Annotated in this window: 15 protein-coding genes; 11 read left to right on the top strand and 4 right to left on the bottom strand. The window is 64.3% G+C overall.

Annotated elements, in window-relative coordinates; genetic code table 11:
* Positions 1 to 20 precede the first annotated feature (20 nt).
* Genes ACNA0R_RS16405 through ACNA0R_RS16415 form a run of 3 tightly spaced genes read right to left on the bottom strand, consistent with a single transcriptional unit; the run spans position 21 to position 4,512 of the window.
* Entirely contained in the window at positions 21 to 2,009 is a 1,989-nt protein-coding gene (locus ACNA0R_RS16405; RefSeq protein WP_415827104.1) for a hydantoinase B/oxoprolinase family protein, read from the bottom strand.
* A gap of 9 nt (positions 2,010 to 2,018) precedes the next feature.
* On the bottom strand, positions 2,019 to 4,064 hold the full coding sequence (locus ACNA0R_RS16410) for a hydantoinase/oxoprolinase family protein (protein ID WP_415827105.1): 2,046 nt from the start codon (positions 4,062 to 4,064) through the stop codon (positions 2,019 to 2,021).
* Between the two features lie 4 nt (positions 4,065 to 4,068).
* Complete coding sequence (locus ACNA0R_RS16415) at positions 4,069 to 4,512, bottom strand: GNAT family N-acetyltransferase (RefSeq protein ID WP_415827106.1); 444 nt, start codon at positions 4,510 to 4,512, stop codon at positions 4,069 to 4,071.
* A 647-nt stretch (positions 4,513 to 5,159) separates the two neighbouring features.
* Between ACNA0R_RS16415 and ACNA0R_RS16420 the strand changes: the two genes are divergently transcribed.
* The 11 genes from ACNA0R_RS16420 (at position 5,160) to ACNA0R_RS16470 (ending at position 17,780) form a co-directional block, all read left to right on the top strand.
* The gene (locus tag ACNA0R_RS16420) at positions 5,160 to 5,963 is read left to right on the top strand and encodes a GNAT family N-acetyltransferase (protein WP_415827325.1); all 804 of its coding nucleotides are present in this window, start codon (positions 5,160 to 5,162) and stop codon (positions 5,961 to 5,963) included.
* Between the two features lie 73 nt (positions 5,964 to 6,036).
* Positions 6,037 to 6,840 (top strand): ABC transporter substrate-binding protein, encoded by an 804-nt coding sequence (locus tag ACNA0R_RS16425; protein WP_415827107.1) that lies wholly within the window; start codon positions 6,037 to 6,039, stop codon positions 6,838 to 6,840.
* Positions 6,841 to 6,949: 109 nt separating this feature from the next.
* Positions 6,950 to 7,606, top strand: coding sequence for an amino acid ABC transporter permease (locus ACNA0R_RS16430; RefSeq protein WP_415827108.1), 657 nt, complete (start codon positions 6,950 to 6,952; stop codon positions 7,604 to 7,606).
* Positions 7,607 to 7,614: 8 nt separating this feature from the next.
* Positions 7,615 to 8,373, top strand: coding sequence for an amino acid ABC transporter ATP-binding protein (locus ACNA0R_RS16435; protein WP_415827109.1), 759 nt, complete (start codon positions 7,615 to 7,617; stop codon positions 8,371 to 8,373).
* A gap of 94 nt (positions 8,374 to 8,467) precedes the next feature.
* On the top strand, positions 8,468 to 10,534 hold the full coding sequence (locus ACNA0R_RS16440; protein ID WP_415827110.1) for a hydantoinase/oxoprolinase family protein: 2,067 nt from the start codon (positions 8,468 to 8,470) through the stop codon (positions 10,532 to 10,534).
* On the top strand, positions 10,534 to 12,189 hold the full coding sequence (locus ACNA0R_RS16445; protein ID WP_415827111.1) for a hydantoinase B/oxoprolinase family protein: 1,656 nt from the start codon (positions 10,534 to 10,536) through the stop codon (positions 12,187 to 12,189). The genes ACNA0R_RS16440 and ACNA0R_RS16445 overlap by 1 nt, the downstream gene beginning before the upstream one ends.
* A 74-nt stretch (positions 12,190 to 12,263) precedes the next feature.
* Positions 12,264 to 13,847 (top strand): ABC transporter substrate-binding protein, encoded by a 1,584-nt coding sequence (locus tag ACNA0R_RS16450; RefSeq protein ID WP_415827112.1) that lies wholly within the window; start codon positions 12,264 to 12,266, stop codon positions 13,845 to 13,847.
* A gap of 3 nt (positions 13,848 to 13,850) precedes the next feature.
* Positions 13,851 to 14,825: an ABC transporter permease gene (locus ACNA0R_RS16455; protein ID WP_415827113.1), complete on the top strand. Its 975-nt coding sequence runs from the start codon at positions 13,851 to 13,853 to the stop codon at positions 14,823 to 14,825.
* A complete protein-coding gene (locus tag ACNA0R_RS16460) occupies positions 14,822 to 15,691 on the top strand; it encodes an ABC transporter permease (RefSeq protein ID WP_415827114.1) in 870 nt (289 codons plus the stop codon). Before ACNA0R_RS16455 ends, ACNA0R_RS16460 begins: the two co-directional genes overlap by 4 nt.
* Positions 15,691 to 16,698 carry an ABC transporter ATP-binding protein gene (locus ACNA0R_RS16465; protein ID WP_415827115.1) on the top strand — a complete coding sequence of 336 codons (1,008 nt, stop codon included), beginning with the start codon at positions 15,691 to 15,693 and terminating at the stop codon, positions 16,696 to 16,698. The genes ACNA0R_RS16460 and ACNA0R_RS16465 overlap by 1 nt, the downstream gene beginning before the upstream one ends.
* The gene (locus ACNA0R_RS16470; RefSeq protein ID WP_415827116.1) at positions 16,695 to 17,780 is read left to right on the top strand and encodes an ABC transporter ATP-binding protein; all 1,086 of its coding nucleotides are present in this window, start codon (positions 16,695 to 16,697) and stop codon (positions 17,778 to 17,780) included. The genes ACNA0R_RS16465 and ACNA0R_RS16470 overlap by 4 nt, the downstream gene beginning before the upstream one ends.
* Before the next feature lie 82 nt (positions 17,781 to 17,862).
* Here the strand turns inward: ACNA0R_RS16470 and ACNA0R_RS16475 are convergent, their stop codons facing one another.
* The gene (locus tag ACNA0R_RS16475; RefSeq protein ID WP_415827117.1) at positions 17,863 to 18,114 is read right to left on the bottom strand and encodes a CsbD family protein; all 252 of its coding nucleotides are present in this window, start codon (positions 18,112 to 18,114) and stop codon (positions 17,863 to 17,865) included.
* Between the last annotated feature and the right edge of the window lie 2 nt (positions 18,115 to 18,116).

Genomic DNA, 18,116 nt, shown 5'->3' on the forward strand with positions numbered 1-18,116 from the left:
CGCGGCCGCCAGGCCATGCGTCACGCCGCCGATGCTTCGCCGATGGCCGGATATTCCGCGCGGACGTCCGCGAAGATCGCCTCCATCTGGCCCGCGACCGGCTTGTCGCCATGTTTCCCCGCGGCGACGGCGTCGAAGACCCGGCCTTTCAGGAAATGCCGCCAGATGACAGGGCTGTCCGCGAGAAACGCCGTCAGGCACTGATAGCGCTCCACCGACCATAAGGCTTCAAACGCGGCGCGCGCCGTTCCGTGGTCGAAGTGATCGGCCGGCGCGGCCGCCATCGCGGCGCGCAGGCGCGCCGTCTCCCGCGGGTCCACCGCGCCGCCCTCGATGGCGACGCCATAGTCGCGGCGCGCGGCCTCGATACTGACGAAACCGCAGCGCCAATCGCGCAGCACGGCCTCGGGGTCGCGCTCCGCGGCGGGGCCATATCCGCCGGCGCCCGGGCCGATCACGCGTACCACATCGCCCGGCCCGCAGGCAATGACGTCCTTGTTGCCGTGCTCGATCGCCCGCGGCGTGTCCGGATTGGTCGTGAACGTCGACGTGGCGCCGGCGCGTCCACCCAGGACGCCGGCCGATGCGAAATTGGAGCGGTTGCGATTGCGCGCCGTCACGACGGTGTTGGGCGAGGACACGGAAAATTCCATCACCGTCGCCAGTCCGCCCCGGTAGCGGCCGGGGCCGCCCGTATCCGGCTGCAGGCCGTAGCGGCTGATGAGGATGGGAACCTCGACTTCATTGATCTCCACGGGTGTGTTCTTCAGGAAGGCGGACAGTCCGCCCGAGCCTTCCGAGCCGTCCTGCCGCGGCGTGGCGCCGCCGCCGCCGCCCACGGGGCCGATGGAGGCGACCACCAGCCGGTTCTTTTCGTCGAAGGTCTTGACGTTCATGATCGCGTTGCCGCCCGGCGAGTTGGCCGGCATGCGGTCCGGCACCGCCAGGGAGAAGCAGCCCAGGGTTGCGATCTGCGACACGGCGCAGGTCAGCGAGCGCATGCCTACGGCGGCCGGCGCCTCGCAATTCATCACGGTGCCGCTGGGCATGATCGCGCGTGTCGGGCGCAGCGTGCCGGCGTTGAGCAAGAGCGTCGGGTCCAGCGTGGAAAGCGCGTACGTAACACCGACCAGGCCCAGCGGATGCCGTTCGCGGCCGCCGGTGGGCATGTTAAGGGACGAGGTCAGCTGCGGATCCGAGCCGGTGTAGTCCAGTTCCAGCGTATCGCCCCGGACACGCATGGTGATGGCGATCCGGCAGGGATATCCGCCATCGCCGTCTTCGTCCGCATAGTCGGCATAGAAGTACTCGCCGTCGGGAATGGTGCGGATGATGCGGCGCGCCTGCGCTTCGGCGTAGTCGAGTATGCCCTCGATACCGGCGGAAAAATCGTCGAAGCCGAAGCGCGCGATGATCTCCTGGATCTTGCGTTCGCCGATCGAAACGGAAGCCAGCTGGGCATTGAAGTCGCCCCAGTTCTGTTCCGGCGAGCGCACGTTCAGGCGCATGATGCGGGCGACGTTCTCGTCCATTTTGCCCTGGGACACGATCTTCAAGGGCGGAATGCGTATCCCTTCCTGCACGATTTCCGTCAGCGACCGCGACAGGGAGGCCGGCACGGCGCCGCCGACGTCCGTGTTATGGATATGGCCCACGACGAAGCAGGCGATGCGCCCTTCGTGGAACACCGGTTTCCAGATGTGGATGTCCGGGGAATGCGTCGCCACATTGCCCGCGTAGCTGTCATTGGTGATGCAGATATCGCCTTCCTGATAGTCGTCGATCAGGTCGAGCACGGGCTTGTAGTCGATGCCGCTGTACCACGGCGCGCCGAAGCTGCGTGGCGACGCGAAGCACAGGCCGCCGGGCGTGACGATCTGGCAGGAAAAGTCCTCCGTTTCCTTGACGAAAGTCGAATGCGCGGTGCGCATCAGGGTGAATGCCATCGCGTCCGCGGCGGCGGCGCAGTAGTTGGCAAGGATCTGTAGATTGCGTCCGTCGATAGCCATGGTCGAAACTCAGTTCAAGGCGGGGGTGATAACGAGATTGCCGAAACCGTCCACATCCACGCGCATCCGTGGCGGCACGCATGTGGTTGTATCGTCCTGGGTGATGATGGCCGGGCCGTTCAGTGATTGGCCGGCCCGGAAATCGGCGCGCCGATACAGCGGCACGTCCTTGATGCCGCCGTCCATGTAGCAGCTTGCGCTGCGTTGCGCCGCCGGATGCCCGCTGCCCGCGGCCAGGGGCACGAGCCTGGGCTTGACGGTCGGCGACGAGATGACCAGCCGCAGGTTGATCATCTGGACGGGCGCCGTCCTGTCGGAATGCCCGAAGAGCCGCTCGTGATGCGCGTCGAAGGCGCTGCGTATGGCCGACGGATCGAAGTTCTCCACCCAGGACATCTGCAGGGGGACTTCGATCTCGAAGCTTTGCCCGCGGTAGCGCATATCGCTGGACACGTTCAGCTCGTAGCGCAGGCCGTCGCCGTGTTCGCGCGTCAACCAGTCTAGCGCCTCCTCGGACAGCTGCCGCGCGGCGCTTTTGACCTCGTGCTCGATGGCCGGCGAGACTTCCTGGTACAGCGTCTTGATGAAGTCGTTCTTCAGGTCGGCCACCAGGCCGCCCAGCGCCGACAGCACGCCGGGGGTAGGGGGGACGACGACGCCCTTCATATTCAGCTCCCTGGCCAGGAAGCATGCCATCATGGGGCCCGCGCCGCCGAAGGCCAGGAAATAGAACTCGCGCGGATCGATGCCGAAACGCGATATCAGCCCGGAGACATCGGTATACATCGACGAGATCGCGATCTGGATGATCGTCTCGGCGGTTTCCTCGATCGAGATGTCCAGGCGCGCCGCCAGTTCGCCGATCGCCTTGCGCGATGCCTCGACGTCGACCTTCACCGCGTTGTAGCCCAGCTCGTCATGGCCGATCATGCCGCAGGCGACGAAGGCGTCGGTCACGGTGGGGCGCGTGCCGCCGCGCTGGTAGCACACCGGCCCCGGCAGCGATCCCGCGCTCTCCGGTCCCACCCGCAGCACGCCAAGGTCGTCGATCCAGGCTATGGATCCGCCGCCTTGCCCGACGGAAGTGACCGAGACCGACGGGATGAAGATCTGGAAATCGCCGATGATTTCGCCGGTGCCGTATTCGGCGCGTCCGTTCTCGATCACGGCCACGTCGGCCGACGTACCGCCTATGTCCAGGCTCAGCAGCTTGGGGAAACCGCAGGACTGCGCGATGAAGCCCGCGCCGATGACGCCGGACGCCGTGCCTGACAGGATCATCTGCACGCATTCGGCCTTGGCCTGTTCGACGCCCATGACGCCGCCGTTGGATTTGGTGATCCGCGGGGGCACCGGTACGCCGATTTCGGTCAGGGCTGTTTCGAAGGACTCCAGGTAATGGATGACCTTGGGTTGCACATAGGCATTGATGATGGCGGTAATCGTGCGCTCGTACTCGCGGATGATCGGCCAGATCCGCGCCGAGCAGGAGGTCAGCAGATGCGGGGCGATCTCCTTGACGATGTCCCGCACGCGCTGCTCGTGGTCGTCGTTGCGATAGCTGTGCAGCAAGGACACCACGATCCCTTCGGCGCCCGCCGCGATCGCGCCTTCGACGGCGGCGACGACGCTGGCGCGGTCGACTTCCTGCAGGACCTTGCCGTTCTTGTCGATGCGTTCGCTGATGGGAAACACCATATCGCGGGAGATCAGCGGAGCAGGGCGCCGGGAGTACAGGTCGTGGATGTGGGGAATCTTCAGCCTGGCCAGTTCGAGCACGTCCTCGAAGTTGCGCGTGGTGAACAACGCGAGCTTGACCCCCTTGCGCTGGATGACCGCGTTGATGCCGACCGTCGTGCCGTGCGTGAAGTAGCCGACCTGATCCGGCGCGATATCGTAGCGTTCCTTCAGCGCCGCCAGGCCGGTGCGGATCTCGCTGCCCGGTTTGTCCGGCCGGGACAGTACCTTGAGCGTCCGTATGGAGTTGTCCCGTTCGTCCAGAACCGCGAAGTCGGTAAATGAACCGCCAATATCGACACCAACACGAAAGACCATTTCTCTATTCCTTGTTGCCAGACTGCGTGTCCGCGCCGCCGACCACCTCGGCTCGCGGTCGCACGACTTCCATCATCCATTCCGGCTGGGCCACCGGCGCCCACCCCGCGCGCTGGTAGACGGCGTGCGCGTCGCGCGTGGACAAGAGCCAGCGCGAAACATCCGCCAGGTCGGGATGGCTGCGTATCGCTTCGGCGATCCATGTGCCCAGGCCATGGCCGCGATGTTCGTCGTCTATGAATACATCCATCAGGTACGCCAGGCGCACGCAGTCGGTGACCACCCTGGCGAAACCTACTTGCTCGCCGTCCGCATAGACGCCTATCGCTATCGAACCTTCGACGGAACGTTCGATGGAGGCGCGCGGCAGGCCACGCGCCCAGTACGCCTGTTCGGCGAGGAAATGATGGACCCGATCCATATCCAGCAGCCGGCGATCCGTGCTCATGACGTAGGACCCACGTCGCCATTGGACTATGCGAGTTTCGTTTGGGAGCATGAGGCGGGCATCCTGAAAGTTGCGTAAGCCTGGCCGGACATCACCCGGCACGACGGCGCGGATGAATAATATATTGAATGAATGGCGCGGGAAAGCGCAAACTTGCGACAGCGCCGCCACGTGCCACGATACGCCCGGGCCGGCCCGCTGTGTCCCTGTGGGCCATCAGTAAAAACACCTACTGCCGCTTTCTTCAATATATTGATAGAGTGTCAATCGTGAGGTGGCAGCTGGATAGTGTTCAATATTTTATTTGTTCAGGCCGATAACGGGCTCCGTACCGATGGACTGCGGTCGGGCCAGGTACATCGGAACCATCCGGCTTGAGAGCCGGAGCGCCGTTCGGTGGGCGCAAGCAATCCTGTCATGGCCGGGAGTACGGGGTGGAAGGAATGGAAGAGCGCAAGGAAGTGAAGGCCACCCCCGGATTCCGTGAAGAAAGCCGCCGCCAAGCCGAGCGCGGTAAAACCGCGAGCTCAAAACCATCCAGTTATGAAGGTGCCGAGAGTCATCCTGTGAATGTTCCCGCCGCAACGACAGGTATTCGATACCGATCGTTCGGCGCAGCCGATATCGCGGCGGCGCATGGACTCTCGATGGCGCTTGGCTGGGCGTATACGCCGGAAGACTGGCGGTTTTCCGCCGACACCGCCATGGCCTTCGTGGTCGAGGAGGATGGCGTGGTCATCGGCACGGCGATGTGCTGGAAGTTCGGCGCGGACCGCGCGTCTATCGGCCACCTCATCGTTTCGCCCGCGCACCAGGGCCGAGGCTTAGGCCGCGGACTGATGGAGTTACTGCTCCAGGAGGTGAGCTCCCGGATTACGTTCCTGCACGCGACGCCGGCAGGGCGGCCGCTTTACGAGAAGCTCGGATTCGTCGTGTGCGGGTCGTTGGAGCAATACCAGGGAACTGTCGGCGAGACCCTCCCGATGGCTTTGCCCGACGGCGAGAAGCTGCGTATCGCGACACCCGAGGATTTTCCCTTCCTGATTGAAATGGATGCGCGCGCCTCCAGACTTGAACGTCCGGCGCTTTTGTCCGCATTGCTGCGACGCGGGCAAGGCCTGGTACTGGAACGTGACGGCCGGATTATCGGTTTTTCGGTGTTGCGTCCCTTTGGCTGGGGATACGTGATCGGCCCGGTGATTGCGCCCGGTTCGCCGGACGACAGGTACGCGAGGACTCTGATCGGCTATTGGCTGGCTTCCCGGCAGGGCGAGTTCGTCCGCGTCGACATCCCCGTGGGAACCACATTGACGGACTGGCTGCCCCGGCAGGGGCTGAAGCTGGTCGACGTCTGCGCGAAGATGGTACGCAATGCGTCCGCCGACGCAAGCGGCGGCCCGTCGGATCCAGCGTATCGCCTGTATGCGCTCATTAGCCAGGCCATGTTGTAAGCCGTGCGGCCGCGGCGAAGTCCGTGCTTTAAGCAAGTTTTCCATTCAGCGATTCTTTGCTAGAGGATTTTTCATGTACTCGGATACTGCTCAAGGTCTTTCTCGTGCGCATGTCGGTCTATTCCGGCGCGCTCTCCTCACTGCCTCGCTCACGGTTTCAATGGCGGTCGCCGCGGGCAATGCCTGCGCGGCTTCAATGACTGTATCGGCGGGAACCACGCCGTCCAGCATCCCCAACGCCTTCCTGGACGTGAAGACGAACGAGATCAAAGGCGTCATGCCGGACGTGATACGCGCGATCGCGCAACGCGAGGGCTTCGACGTCTCATTCGACATCATCCCCTTCCCGGCATTGATCCAGTCCGTTGTCTCCAAAAAAATAGATTTGATCGTCGCGGGCATGACGCCGACGCCGAAGCGCGCGGAAGTCATAGACTTTTCACAGCCCGTGGCGGAACTTGGAAAAGGGATCATTGTCCCGGCTTCCGACAAACGCAAGTACGAAACGATTCAAGACCTGAAGGGCACTGTCGTCGGATCCGGCGCTGGCGAAGACACAACGGCGGAGCTGATCAAGCTTGGGATCTTCAAGGAAGTCAAGTCTTACAACACCGGGGCGGACATGGCGCGCGATGTCGGGCTGGGCCGCATTGCCGCCGCGTTCAACGACTACCCGATCTGGAAAGCGCAGGAAGCGGCGGGCACGCTGCAGGGTTGTCGCGTCGTCGATGGTTTCATGCCCTTGAAAAAAGTGCCGATCGCTTTTGGAGTCAGCAAAGACAACCCCGAGCTGCTCTCGAAGGTTAACGATGGCCTGGCCAAGGTCAAAGCGGATGGAACACTGGACAAGATACTGAAGAAATGGAACTTCAACTAGTGCGCGGACCGTCATGCGCGTCCTGCCAGGACTGATCGCGGGCTGGACGGATCCTGGCGTCCCCGGAATCCAGCCTGGCCTGCGGCATAACAGCTATCAAAGGTAATTCATGCGCTGGAGCGACATAGTCGAATTTGTCCCGATACTGCTTCAAGGGGCCTGGATGACAGTCGTCATCACTATCAGTTGCCTGCTGCTCAGCACCGCTCTAGGTCTGGTCTGGGCGCTATTGAAGCGATCGCGATATGCACCGGTCCGGCGCACGGTCACCATACTGATCAATGTCGTGCGCGGCATACCGATGATTGTGCTGCTTTTCTACGTCTATTTTGCTTTCCCCGATATTCATCTACAGATGAGCGCCTTGCAAGCCAGCATCGTCGGGCTTGCGTTTGGCTACTCCACGTACGTCGCGGAAATCATCCGATCCGGCATCGAGTCGGTCGACGAAGGGCAATTCGAGGCGGCGCACTCCCTGGGAATGGGAAAGATCAAGACGATGACCCGCGTGGTGCTGCCGCAGGCCATCAAGGTTGCGCTGCCACCGTATAGCAATACGCTGGTTTCGATGCTGAAGGATTCCTCGCTGGCGTCGACAATCACGGTAACCGAAATGACCCGCCAGGGCTCTTTGATCGCCGCGACCAGCTTCCAGAACATGACGGTCTACACGCTCGTGGGAGTCGGCTACCTGCTCATGAGCCTGCCATTGATGGAGTTGACGAGACAGCTGGAAAGACGTTTCGGAAAACACAAGGCGAAGTGAGGTTCCCCATGATCGAAATCAAGAGCGTTCATAAAAGTTTCGGCGAAGTTCCGGTTCTGAAGGGAATCAGCTTGAATGTCCGCCAAGGCGAAGTCGTATGCCTGATCGGCGCGTCGGGCTCCGGAAAATCGACGCTGCTTCGATGCATCAATGCGCTGGAGACATACGACAGCGGCGAGATAAAACTTCTCGATCAGACCGTTGAGCAACGGTCGGCCAACATCAATCAGCTCCGCACGCACGTCGGCATGGTATTCCAGCGCTTCAATCTATTTCCACATCGCACCGCGGTGGAAAACGTGATGGAAGGGCCGGTACATGTCAAGCGCCAGCCGATCGCGCAGGCCCGCCGCGAAGCGATTGCCTTGCTCCACAAGGTCGGTCTCGGTCAGAAGATCGACACTTACCCTCATCAACTATCGGGTGGCCAACAACAGCGTGTCGCGATCGCGCGGTCGCTGGCGATGAAGCCGAGAGCCATCTTATTCGACGAGCCGACATCGGCGCTCGATCCGGAACTGGTCGGCGAAGTATTGAGCGTGATGCGCACGCTCGCTGACGAAGGCATGACGATGCTGGTCGTCACGCACGAGATGGGTTTTGCGCGGGAAGTCGCCGATCGCGTGTGTTTCCTGCATGAAGGTCGCATCATCGAGGAAGGTACCCCCGAGGACGTGCTGGGATCGCCGCGCCAGGAGCGCACTCGAACGTTTCTGCGCCATGTGCTGTCACGCACTGGCGAAGCTGTAAAGCCGTGCGCCGCATGACCGGCGCGGCGATAGCCGTGCCCGCGCGCGCGAAACGAAATGGCTATTGGCCCGCAGTACACGATTCACACCCTTATGGCAGGCGTTCACCGCGATGAATCTCCCAACGTTGTATTTATCTTCCGATGTCGGTGGAACATTCACGGATCTGGTGATGGTGGATGTCGCGGCCGGGCAGACGGTTATCGACAAAGTACCTTCCAGCGGCGGGAGTGCCGATGCCATCATTCAAGGCATTCAACGGCTGCTTGAACGGACCGCCCGCCCGATCGGCGATCTGGCGGGCTTCATACACGGTTCAACCATTGCCACTAATGCGTGGCTGACCCGGCAGGGCGCGAACGCGGTCCTGTTGGTCACGAAAGGCTTTCGCGACGTACTGGAGATCGGCACCCAGCGCCGCGAGCACAATTACGCGCTCACCGCCCAGCGCGCCCCCGCCCTGATCCCGCGTTCGCGCGTCATCGAAGTCGCCGAGCGCATCGGTGCATTCGGCGAGGTCGTCGAATCGTTGACGGACGCGGAGATCGATCGGGTGGTCGACCTGCTGGCCGAACTCCGGCCGGAAGCAATCGCGATATCGCTGTTGTTCAGCTTTAAGAACGACAATCACGAGAAACGGCTGGCCGCGGCGCTGCGGCAGCGGCTCACCAGGACAAGGATCTACACCTCGGTAAGCATCAATCCGGAACTGGGCGAATACCTGCGCGCCAACACCACGGCGGCCGCGGCCTATGTCGGTCCGGAGCTCGATACCTACATCGAATCCCTGGCCATCAAGCTGAAGGACGTCGGCTTCGCGTCGCCGCTGATGCTGATGCGCAGCGACGGCGGCGTGGCCACGCCCGAAGCGATCGCCGAAAATCCCGCGACCATGCTGCTGTCGGGGCCGTCGGGCGGAGTCATCGCCGCGGCGGCCCTGGGCAAGGCGATAGGCGTGCCCGATCTGGTCACCTTCGATATGGGCGGCACGTCCGCGGACTTCTCCCTCATTGTGGGCGGCGAGCCGCGCCTGTCCAGCGAGCGCGTCATCAAGGACCAGGTGCTGCGCCTGCCCATGCTGGACATAGAAACCATTTCCTCGGGCGGCGGCTCCATCGCCACGGTGGATCACGCCGGTGCCTTGCACGTCGGACCGCTATCGGCGGGCTCAAGGCCCGGGCCCGCCTGCTATGGCAAGGGCGGCAAGCAGGCGACGCTGACGGATGCGGCGGTAGTGCTGGGCATCCTGGATCCCAGCGACTTCGCCAGCGGCGACATCGCACTGGATCCCAAGGCGGCCTACGACGTCGTGCAGTCGAACATCGCTGTTCCGCTGGGTCTGTCCGTCGAGGATGCGGCGTCGGGCATGATCGCCGTCGCCTGTTCGCAGATGCGCCAGGCCATCCGCGCCTTGAGTATCGAACGCGGCCACGACCTGCGGACGTTCTCGCTGTTGGCATTCGGCGGGGCGGGCTCCATCTTTGCGTCGTTCATGGAGCGGGACCTGGGCGTCAGGCAGGTCCTCATTCCCCCCACGCCGGGCGTCTTCGCCGCCCTGGGCATCCTGCTCGCGGATATACGCCACAACACCCAGATGCCGTTTTCCGCCGGGCTGCGGGATCTCGATCCGCAAGCCATGTCGGACCGCTATGCGGAGATGCGCGGCCGGCTGGATGCGGCGCTGGCGCGCGACGGCGTCGAGCCACCACGTCGTGCCTTCAACTATCACGCCGACCTGCGCTATCAAGGCCAGTTCCACGTCATTACCATCGCGCTGGACGCGCCGGATAACGGTGCCTGGGACCTGGCCGCGGTGGCCGAGCGCTTCCATGCCAGGCACCAGCAGGCATACGGCCATAGCGACCCGGACAGCGCGATAGAAATCGTCAACCTGCGGCTGGAGGCCGTGGGCAGCGTGGACAAGCCTTCGTTCCGGCCCGTCGCCACCCGGGCCTCCGGCGAACCGCGGCCCTGGTCGACCAGGAACATCGTGGTCGAGAAAGGCGGACAGCGTCGTTCGTGCCCCGTTTTTCGACGGGCGGATCTGTGGCCGGGCCATCGCTTGCGCGGACCGGCCATCGTGACGCAAAGCGATACGACCATTCTGCTGCTGCCGGAACAGTCCGCGCATATCGATGATTACGGCGTGATCCACATCACGTCCGGAGGAAACGCGTAATGAGCCAGGAATCCGCCACCATAGACCGCGACATCTTCCAACACCAACTGGTCGGCATCGCGGAGGAAATGTCGCGCGCCCTGCGGCGCAGCGCCTATTCCTCCATCATCTGGGACATGTACGACTACGCGACCGCCATGTTCACCCCGGAAGGGGAGATGCTGGCGCAGTCGGAGACCGTCACGGCGCAGCTCGGCACCATGGCGACGGCGCTCAGCCACTTGCGCCAGGCCATTCCGCTGGAGACCTGGAAGCCCGGCGACGTCCTGATCTGCAACGATCCCTACAAGGGCTGTACCCATACGCCGGATATCACGCTGTTCAGCCCGGTGTTCAACGACGGCGAGCTGATCGCCGTGGCGTCCACCATCGCCCACCACATCGACATCGGCGGCCGCTTCCCAGGCACGACGGTGGTCGATAACGTCGAGGTGTTCGCGGAAGGCCTGATTTTTCCCCAGGTCCGTTTCATCGAAGAAGGGCGGCAGAATCCCATCGTCACCGCCTTCATCGAATCCAACGTGCGCTATCCCAAAGCGTGCTTTGGCGACCTGCGCGCCCAGGTCGCCGGCTGCCGCACCGCGGAGCGCCGCCTGGCCGAGCTGGCCCAGCAGCATGGCAACGCCGGATTCAGGCGGCTCGCGGCGGCCACCCTGGACTACGGCGAACGCTACACCCGGGCCGTCATCGCCGAACTGCCCGACGGCAGGTACGAAGCCGAAACGCGGGTGGAAAACAATATCTCGTCGGACGAGCTGATACGTGTCCGCGCCGGGATCACCATCCAGGGCGACACGATTTCCGTGGATTTCGCCGGTTCCAGCGACCAGGTCGGCTGCGCGTTGAACGTCCCGTGGTCGTCGACCGTGTCGCTGACCACCTATGCGCTGAAATGCCTGTTGACGCCGGACATCCCGCAGAACGGCGGATGCAATCGTCCGGTTTCGATCAGCGCCCCGGAAGGCTGCATCCTGAACCCCCGCCGGGCCGCCGCGGTGGGCAGCCGCCACTACATCGCGCAGGCGGTCGCGGATGCCGTCCTGAAAGCGCTGGCGCCCGTCGTGCCGGCCCATAGCGCCGCGGGCGCCCATATTTCCTTCCCGATCTTCCGCGCCGGCGGCATGGACGACCGGCCGCAGCTGACGACGCCCAAGCCCTTCGCGATCCTGGACATCATCGGCGGCGGCATGGGCGGTTCCCGCGTCGCGGACGGCTTGAACGCGGTCGATACGCATGGCGGCAATTGCAGCATCCTGTCCGCCGAGGTCATGGAAACCTTCAGTCCGGTGCGCGTGCTGAAATCGGCGCTGATTCCCGGCTCGGGCGGCGACGGTATGCGGCGCGGCGGCCTGGGCATCGAGCGCGTCTACGAAATCCTGTGCACCAGCGCGGTGGGCAGCGCCAAGTTGCAGCAGTCGAGCGTCGAGACGGCGCCCTGGGGGGCCGAAGGCGGCGCGCCGGGGGCGGCAGGCGAGATTGTCTATAACCCGGGCAAGGCCGACGAACAGATGACGACCGCCGCGCGGTCCAAGCCGCAGATTTACAAGCGCGGCGACGTGATCGTCATCCGCAGCGCGGGCGGGGGCGGTTATGGCGATCCGGCCAGGCGCGGCGAGGATGACCGGGCGCGGGACGCCGAGCAAGGCTATATCTGAAGGCGGGTTTCTTCGCCGCCACGGCGAAGCCGCGAGCTATCAATCCCACCGTATTCGACGGAAAGGAGAGCAGGATGTTACGTAAATTCGCCCTCGGCGGCTTCGCGCTTGCCATGGCGCTCGGCATGGGCGCCGCCAATAGCGCCGACCTGAAAATAGGCTCCAGGAACGAAGTCGTCATGGACCCGCATTACGCATGGTCGGCCTCCAACCTGCAGTTCTATTGGCAGTACCTGGGCTACCTCGTCAAGCAGGGGCCGCATAACGAAGCCTTGCCCGGCCTGGCGGCGTCGTTCGCGCCCGTATCGGATACGGTGTGGGAATTCAAGCTGCGCCCGGGGATGCATTTCGACGACGGCAAGCCCGTTACGGCCGCCGACGTGATCGCGTCGTACCAGCGGGCACGCACGCTGCCCAATGCGATAGGCAGCTATGCGGGACTGTTTTCCGGCGTGACGGAGATGAAGGCGCCGGACGATCTCACCGTCCAGCTCGTCACGGAAAAGCCGTATCCCACGCTGCCCGTCGCCATGACGCAGATCGCCGTGCTGCCCAAGTCCGTCGCGGAATCCGCGACGCAGGCGGATTTCATCTCCGGCAAGGCGGATATCGGCGCCGCGCAATACAAGTTCGCCAGCTACAAGCCCGGCGAAAGCCTCGTGGTAACGCGCAACGACCAGTACTACGGGCCGAAGGCGCGCTGGGACAAGGTGACTTTCCGCTTCATCACCGACGATGCCGCGCGTGTCGCGGCGCTGCTCGCCGGCGATGTCGATGTGGCCGACGGCATACCCACCGGCGACGTGGAACGCATCAAGAAAGACGGCCGCTTTACCATGCACGTCGGCCCCTCCGACCGCGTCGTGTTCCTGGCGGTCGATTCCGAGCGCGACGTGACGCCGGACGTGACCGGCAACGACAGCAAGCCGCTGACCAAGAACCCCTTCAAGGACGTGCGCGTGCGCAAGGCCATGTCCTTGGCCATCAACCGTGAGGCCATCCGCGACCGCATCATGAACGGCTTGTCCTTCCCGTCGAACCAACTGGTGACGAAGGGTGTCGGCGGGTATGCGGACGACATTCCCCCGGCCCGCTACGATGTGGCCGAGGCCAAGCGGCTGATGAAGGAAGCCGGCTGGGAAGACGGCTTCAAGCTGACCCTGCGCTGCACCAATGGCCGCCTGGTGAACGATGCCCGCATCTGCCAGACCCTGGGCCAGATGTTCGGGCGCATCAATATCAAGACCGAGGTGGCACTGGCGCCGACCGCGGTGTTCTGGGCGCAGATGACCAAGCACGACGGTCCGCGCGGCAGCGTGGCCATGCTCAGCTGGAGCAGCGCCGGCAGCGGCGAAGCCATCGATCTGCTGCAGAACGTCATCCACACCTATGATCCGGCGAAAAAACTCGGCACCTGGAACCTGACGCATTATTCCAATCCGGAAGTGGACAAGCTGATCGACGAGGCGCGCGTCACCGTCGATAAGGACAAGCGCCTGGCGCTGGAGCGCAAGGCCACGCAACTGGCCATGGCCGACGTCGCGGTGATTCCCATGCATGCGCAAAGCGTCGCGGTGGCGACCCGCAAGGGCATGGACTTCACGCCTTACTTCAACGAGTCGACTATTGCGGATACCGTCCGTCCCGCGGGCAAGTGAGCGATGCGTTTTCTGATCGGACGCCTGTTGCAGGCCATCGGCGTCGTCCTGGCGACGTCGATCCTGGTGTTCGTCGCGGTGTACGCCATCGGCGACCCCGTGGCGATGCTGGTGAACCCGCAGACGCCGGCGGACGTGGTGGCGCGTACCGTCAAGGAGCTGGGGCTGGACAAGCCCCTGCTGGAGCAGTATTGGCTGTTCCTGGTCCATGCCCTGCGCGGCGAACTGGGCACCTCGTACGTGTTCGCCGAGCCGGCCTTGAAACTGATCGTCGAACGCTTTCCCGCCACGCTGGAGCTGGTGGTGTGTGCGATGCTGATCGCCGCCGTGGTCGGCATGCCGTTGGGCATACTCGCCGGATACGGCGGTAATCGTGCCGCCAGGAAGCTGATCTCCAACGTGTCCATCATAGGCATCAGCGTGCCGTCCTTCTGGCTGGGCCTGGTGCTGATCATGTCGCTGTCGGTGAACTACCAGCTGCTGCCCAGCGGCGGCCGCGGCGCGGTCGGAGAGCTGTTCGGCCTGCATGCCAGTTTCCTGACCGGCGACGGCCTGCTGCACCTGCTGATGCCGGCGCTGACCCTATCGGTCTTTCCCATGAGCGTGCTGCTGCGGATGACCGAAACCAGCCTGGAGGACACCATGCGGCTGGATCACATCCGCTTCGCGCGCGCGCTGGGCATCCCGCATCGAGCCTTGGTGCTGCGCTATGCGCTGCGCGGCATGCTGGTGCCTATCGTGACCGTGATGGGCCTGATCTTCAGCGCGCTGGTGGCGTTTTCGGTGGTGACCGAAACCGTGTTCGCCTGGCCGGGCATAGGCAAGCTGATCATGGACTCCATCCGCAACGCCGATCGGCCCGTCGTGGTGGCCTACATCCTGTTCGTGGTGATCCTCGTGACGATCACCAACGCCATCGTCGACGTGGTGTGTTCCATGATAGATCCGCGGATCCGGCTATCGGGAGCAGCGGAATGAGGCGGCTCTGGAATGCCTGGCTGGCCGTGGGCCGCGGCGGCGTGATCCCGGCGGTGGCCGTCGCCGTCCTGGTCCTGACCATCCTGGCTTGCACGGTAGGCCCGTATTTCTGTCCACAGAATCCCTACGACCTGTCGCAACTTTCCATCACCAACTCGCTGGTGCCCCCCGCCGAGTCCGATATGGATGGCGCTTTCCACCTGCTGGGCACGGACGACCAGGGCAGGGATGTGCTCAGCTCCATCGTCTATGGCTTGCGCACCAGCATGGCGGTTGCCCTGGCGGCCACCGCCGGCGCGCTGCTGATCGGCGTCACCGTCGGCCTGGCGGCGGCCTATTTCGGCGGCGCGATGGACAGCCTGTTGATGCGCCTGGTCGATCTGCAGCTGGCGTTTCCCTCCATCCTGATCGCGCTGGTGCTGCTGTCCGTATTCGGCACGGGCGCCGATAAAGTCGTCATCGCGATCATTGCCGTGCAATGGGCCACCTACGCCCGCACCGTGCGCAGCGTGGGCGCCGCCGAGCGCAAGAAGGAGTACATCGAGGCGGCGCGCTGCCTGGGTTATTCCGGATGGCGCATCATGTTCCGGCATCTGTTGCCCAACTGCCTGACCCCGCTGAGCGTCCTGATCATCGTGCAGACCGCCAGCGCGGTGCTGCTCGAAGCGACCTTATCGTTCCTGGGCCTGGGCGTGCCGGTCACGTCGCCTTCGCTGGGCATGCTGATCTCGAACGGCTACGCCTTCATGCTGGGTGGCGATTTCTGGCTGACCGTCTATCCGGGCCTGACCCTGATGTTCGTGATCTTCAGCATGAACGCGGTGGGCAACCGACTGCGCGAAATCCGTGAACCGGGGGCATCCTGATGTCGATGCAACAGCAGGAAACCGCGACCGTCCTCGATGTGCAGGGACTTTCCACCGAATTCGGCCCGCCCGGAAAAGCGCGGCGGGCGATAGACCGCATTTCGTTTTCGCTGAAGCAGGGGGAGATCCTCTGCCTGGTGGGTGAGTCGGGATCCGGCAAGTCCGTGACCGGCGCTTCCATCATGGGCCTGATCGACCCGCCGGGGCGCGTGGTCGAAGGCCGGGTGCGATTCGCGGGCATGGATTTGCGCGGCGCGTCCGACGCGCAGATGCGGGCATTGCGCGGGAACCGCATCTCCATGGTGTTCCAGGACCCGATGAGCGCTCTGTGCCCGACGATGACGATAGGGAACCAGCTCTGCAATGTGGTGCGCGCCCACTACGGCAAGTCCCGCGCCGAAGCCGAGACGCTGGCCATGGACATGCTCGTGAAGCTCGACGTATCGGGCCCGAAGGAGCGGATGCGGGCCTATCCGCACCAGCTTTCCGGCGGGATGCGCCAGCGCATCTGCATCGCCCTGGCCATGATCAACCAGCCCGACGTCGTGATCGGCGACGAACCGACGACGGCGCTGGACGTGACGACCCAGGCGCAGATCCTGTACGAGGTTCGCAAGCTGTGCATGCAGGCCGGCACCGCGGCGATCTGGATCACCCACGATATGGCCGTGGTCAGCATGCTGGCCGATCGCGTGGCGGTCATGTATGCCGGCCAGATCGTGGAGGAGGGCCCGACCGCGGACATCCTCGAACGGCCCTATCACCCCTATACGAAGGCCTTGCTCGGGGCGATTCCCAGCAGCAATCGCGGCATGGCGCGGCTGCCGCAGATCGGCGGCGAGGCGCCGGCCATCGGCAGCTGGCCCGCGGGATGCCGTTTCGCGCCGCGCTGCCCGCATGCCGGGGCGGCCTGCCAGGAGCCGGTGCCGATGAGCACGCCGGCCGTGGCGCGGCAGGTGCGTTGCGTGAAACCGCTGCGTATCCATGAAGGAGTAAGCGCCACATGAGCGTCGCAAGCAATACCCGCCCGCTACTGTCGCTGAAACAGGTATCGAAGAACTTCGGCCGGGCCAACTGGCTGCGCAGCCTGATGCCGGCGGCGGTGCCGAAAAGCAGGCGCATCGTGCATGCGGTAAGCGACGTTACCCTGGCCGTGAACCCCGGCGAGGCGGTCGGCATCGTGGGCGAGTCGGGCTGCGGCAAGTCGACGCTCGGCCGTATCGCGGCGCGGCTGCTGGTGCCGGACGCCGGTGACGTGGAATTGCACGGAACTCCCATGGCGCAGCTTCGGGGACCCGCGGCCAAGGAGGCGCGGCGGCACGTGCAGATGATCTTCCAGAGCCCGATCGCGTCCCTGAACCCGCGCCAGAGAGTAGGGCAGATACTGGAAGAAGCATTGAAGGTCCACACGGGCCTGTCCGTCCGCGAGCGCCGCGAGCAGGTGTTGGCGCTGCTGGGCCAGGTCGGCCTGCCGGCCCAGATGGCGGAGCGTTATCCCCGGCAACTGTCCGGGGGGCAGGCGCAGCGCGTCGGCATCGCGCGGGCACTGACTGTGGAACCGCGCCTGATCGTCTGCGATGAGCCGGTGTCGGCCCTGGACGTTTCCGTGCAGGCGCAGATCCTGAACCTGTTCCAGGACCTGCGGGAATCGCTGGGCTTGAGCTACATGTTCATCAGCCACGATCTGTCCGTGGTGGAACGCGTCAGCGACCGCGTAGCCGTCATGTACCTGGGAGAAGTCGTCGAGGAAGCGCCGGCGGCGGAGCTATTTGCACGACCCGGCCATCCTTACACGATGGCCCTGCTGGAAGCGGCGCCCGCGCTGGGAAAGGCCCGCATCGCGGCCGAACCGGTGCGTGGCGAAAGGCCGTCGCCGTACGACCGGCCGCAAGGCTGCAGTTTCCATCCACGCTGCAAATTCGCGATGGACATCTGCCGCAGAAGCGCGCCGCCGCGCGCCGGGCTTTCGACCGGGCACTTCGCCGCCTGCCACCTGCATACCGGGGCACCGGGACAATCCAATCCCGTCGAACGGCCCATTGCCATCCAGGGGCACCCTCACGGGTCGCCGGATGCGACCCGCGAATAAATAGCGCCGCGGGGCGCGGCGCGAAGGAAGCGGGGACGCGGCACGGCTTGCTCATGCAAGCGCCCCCGAGCCGCGCGGCAACTCAGCGACGCGACGACAGCATGGCGCCCAGCAGCAGGCCGGCCCCCACGGCCACCGCCACGGTGGCGAGCGGATTGTTGGAGGCGCAGTCGCGCACCATATTCAGCGCATCGCCATAGGATTCCTGGGTGCGCCCGGCCAGTTCGCGTGCCTTGCCCTTGATCTGGGTGCCGGCGTCCCCGGTGACCTCGCCGATGGCGTCTTGCGCCTTCCCGGCCCATTTTTGCGCGGTACCTTCAGCTTTTTCCAGCATTG

The sequence above is a fragment of the Bordetella sputigena genome (genome assembly GCF_965137885.1).
GTDB classification, from domain to species: domain Bacteria; phylum Pseudomonadota; class Gammaproteobacteria; order Burkholderiales; family Burkholderiaceae_B; genus Bordetella_C; species Bordetella_C sputigena.

Excerpts from the sequence above, each read along its gene's own strand:
- ACNA0R_RS16405 (WP_415827104.1), bottom strand. The coding sequence starts at position 2,009 with ATGGCTATCGACGGACGCAATCTACAGATCCTTGCCAACTACTGCGCC.
- ACNA0R_RS16465 (WP_415827115.1), top strand. The coding sequence starts at position 15,691 with ATGTCGATGCAACAGCAGGAAACCGCGACCGTCCTCGATGTGCAGGGA.
- ACNA0R_RS16435 (WP_415827109.1), top strand. The coding sequence starts at position 7,615 with ATGATCGAAATCAAGAGCGTTCATAAAAGTTTCGGCGAAGTTCCGGTT.
- ACNA0R_RS16430 (WP_415827108.1), top strand. The coding sequence starts at position 6,950 with ATGCGCTGGAGCGACATAGTCGAATTTGTCCCGATACTGCTTCAAGGG.
- ACNA0R_RS16450 (WP_415827112.1), top strand. The coding sequence starts at position 12,264 with ATGTTACGTAAATTCGCCCTCGGCGGCTTCGCGCTTGCCATGGCGCTC.
- ACNA0R_RS16475 (WP_415827117.1), bottom strand. The coding sequence starts at position 18,114 with ATGCTGGAAAAAGCTGAAGGTACCGCGCAAAAATGGGCCGGGAAGGCG.
- ACNA0R_RS16425 (WP_415827107.1), top strand. The coding sequence starts at position 6,037 with ATGTACTCGGATACTGCTCAAGGTCTTTCTCGTGCGCATGTCGGTCTA.
- ACNA0R_RS16420 (WP_415827325.1), top strand. The coding sequence starts at position 5,160 with ATGGCGCTTGGCTGGGCGTATACGCCGGAAGACTGGCGGTTTTCCGCC.
- ACNA0R_RS16415 (WP_415827106.1), bottom strand. The coding sequence starts at position 4,512 with ATGAGCACGGATCGCCGGCTGCTGGATATGGATCGGGTCCATCATTTC.
- ACNA0R_RS16460 (WP_415827114.1), top strand. The coding sequence starts at position 14,822 with ATGAGGCGGCTCTGGAATGCCTGGCTGGCCGTGGGCCGCGGCGGCGTG.
- ACNA0R_RS16455 (WP_415827113.1), top strand. The coding sequence starts at position 13,851 with ATGCGTTTTCTGATCGGACGCCTGTTGCAGGCCATCGGCGTCGTCCTG.
- ACNA0R_RS16445 (WP_415827111.1), top strand. The coding sequence starts at position 10,534 with ATGAGCCAGGAATCCGCCACCATAGACCGCGACATCTTCCAACACCAA.
- ACNA0R_RS16440 (WP_415827110.1), top strand. The coding sequence starts at position 8,468 with ATGAATCTCCCAACGTTGTATTTATCTTCCGATGTCGGTGGAACATTC.
- ACNA0R_RS16470 (WP_415827116.1), top strand. The coding sequence starts at position 16,695 with ATGAGCGTCGCAAGCAATACCCGCCCGCTACTGTCGCTGAAACAGGTA.
- ACNA0R_RS16410 (WP_415827105.1), bottom strand. The coding sequence starts at position 4,064 with ATGGTCTTTCGTGTTGGTGTCGATATTGGCGGTTCATTTACCGACTTC.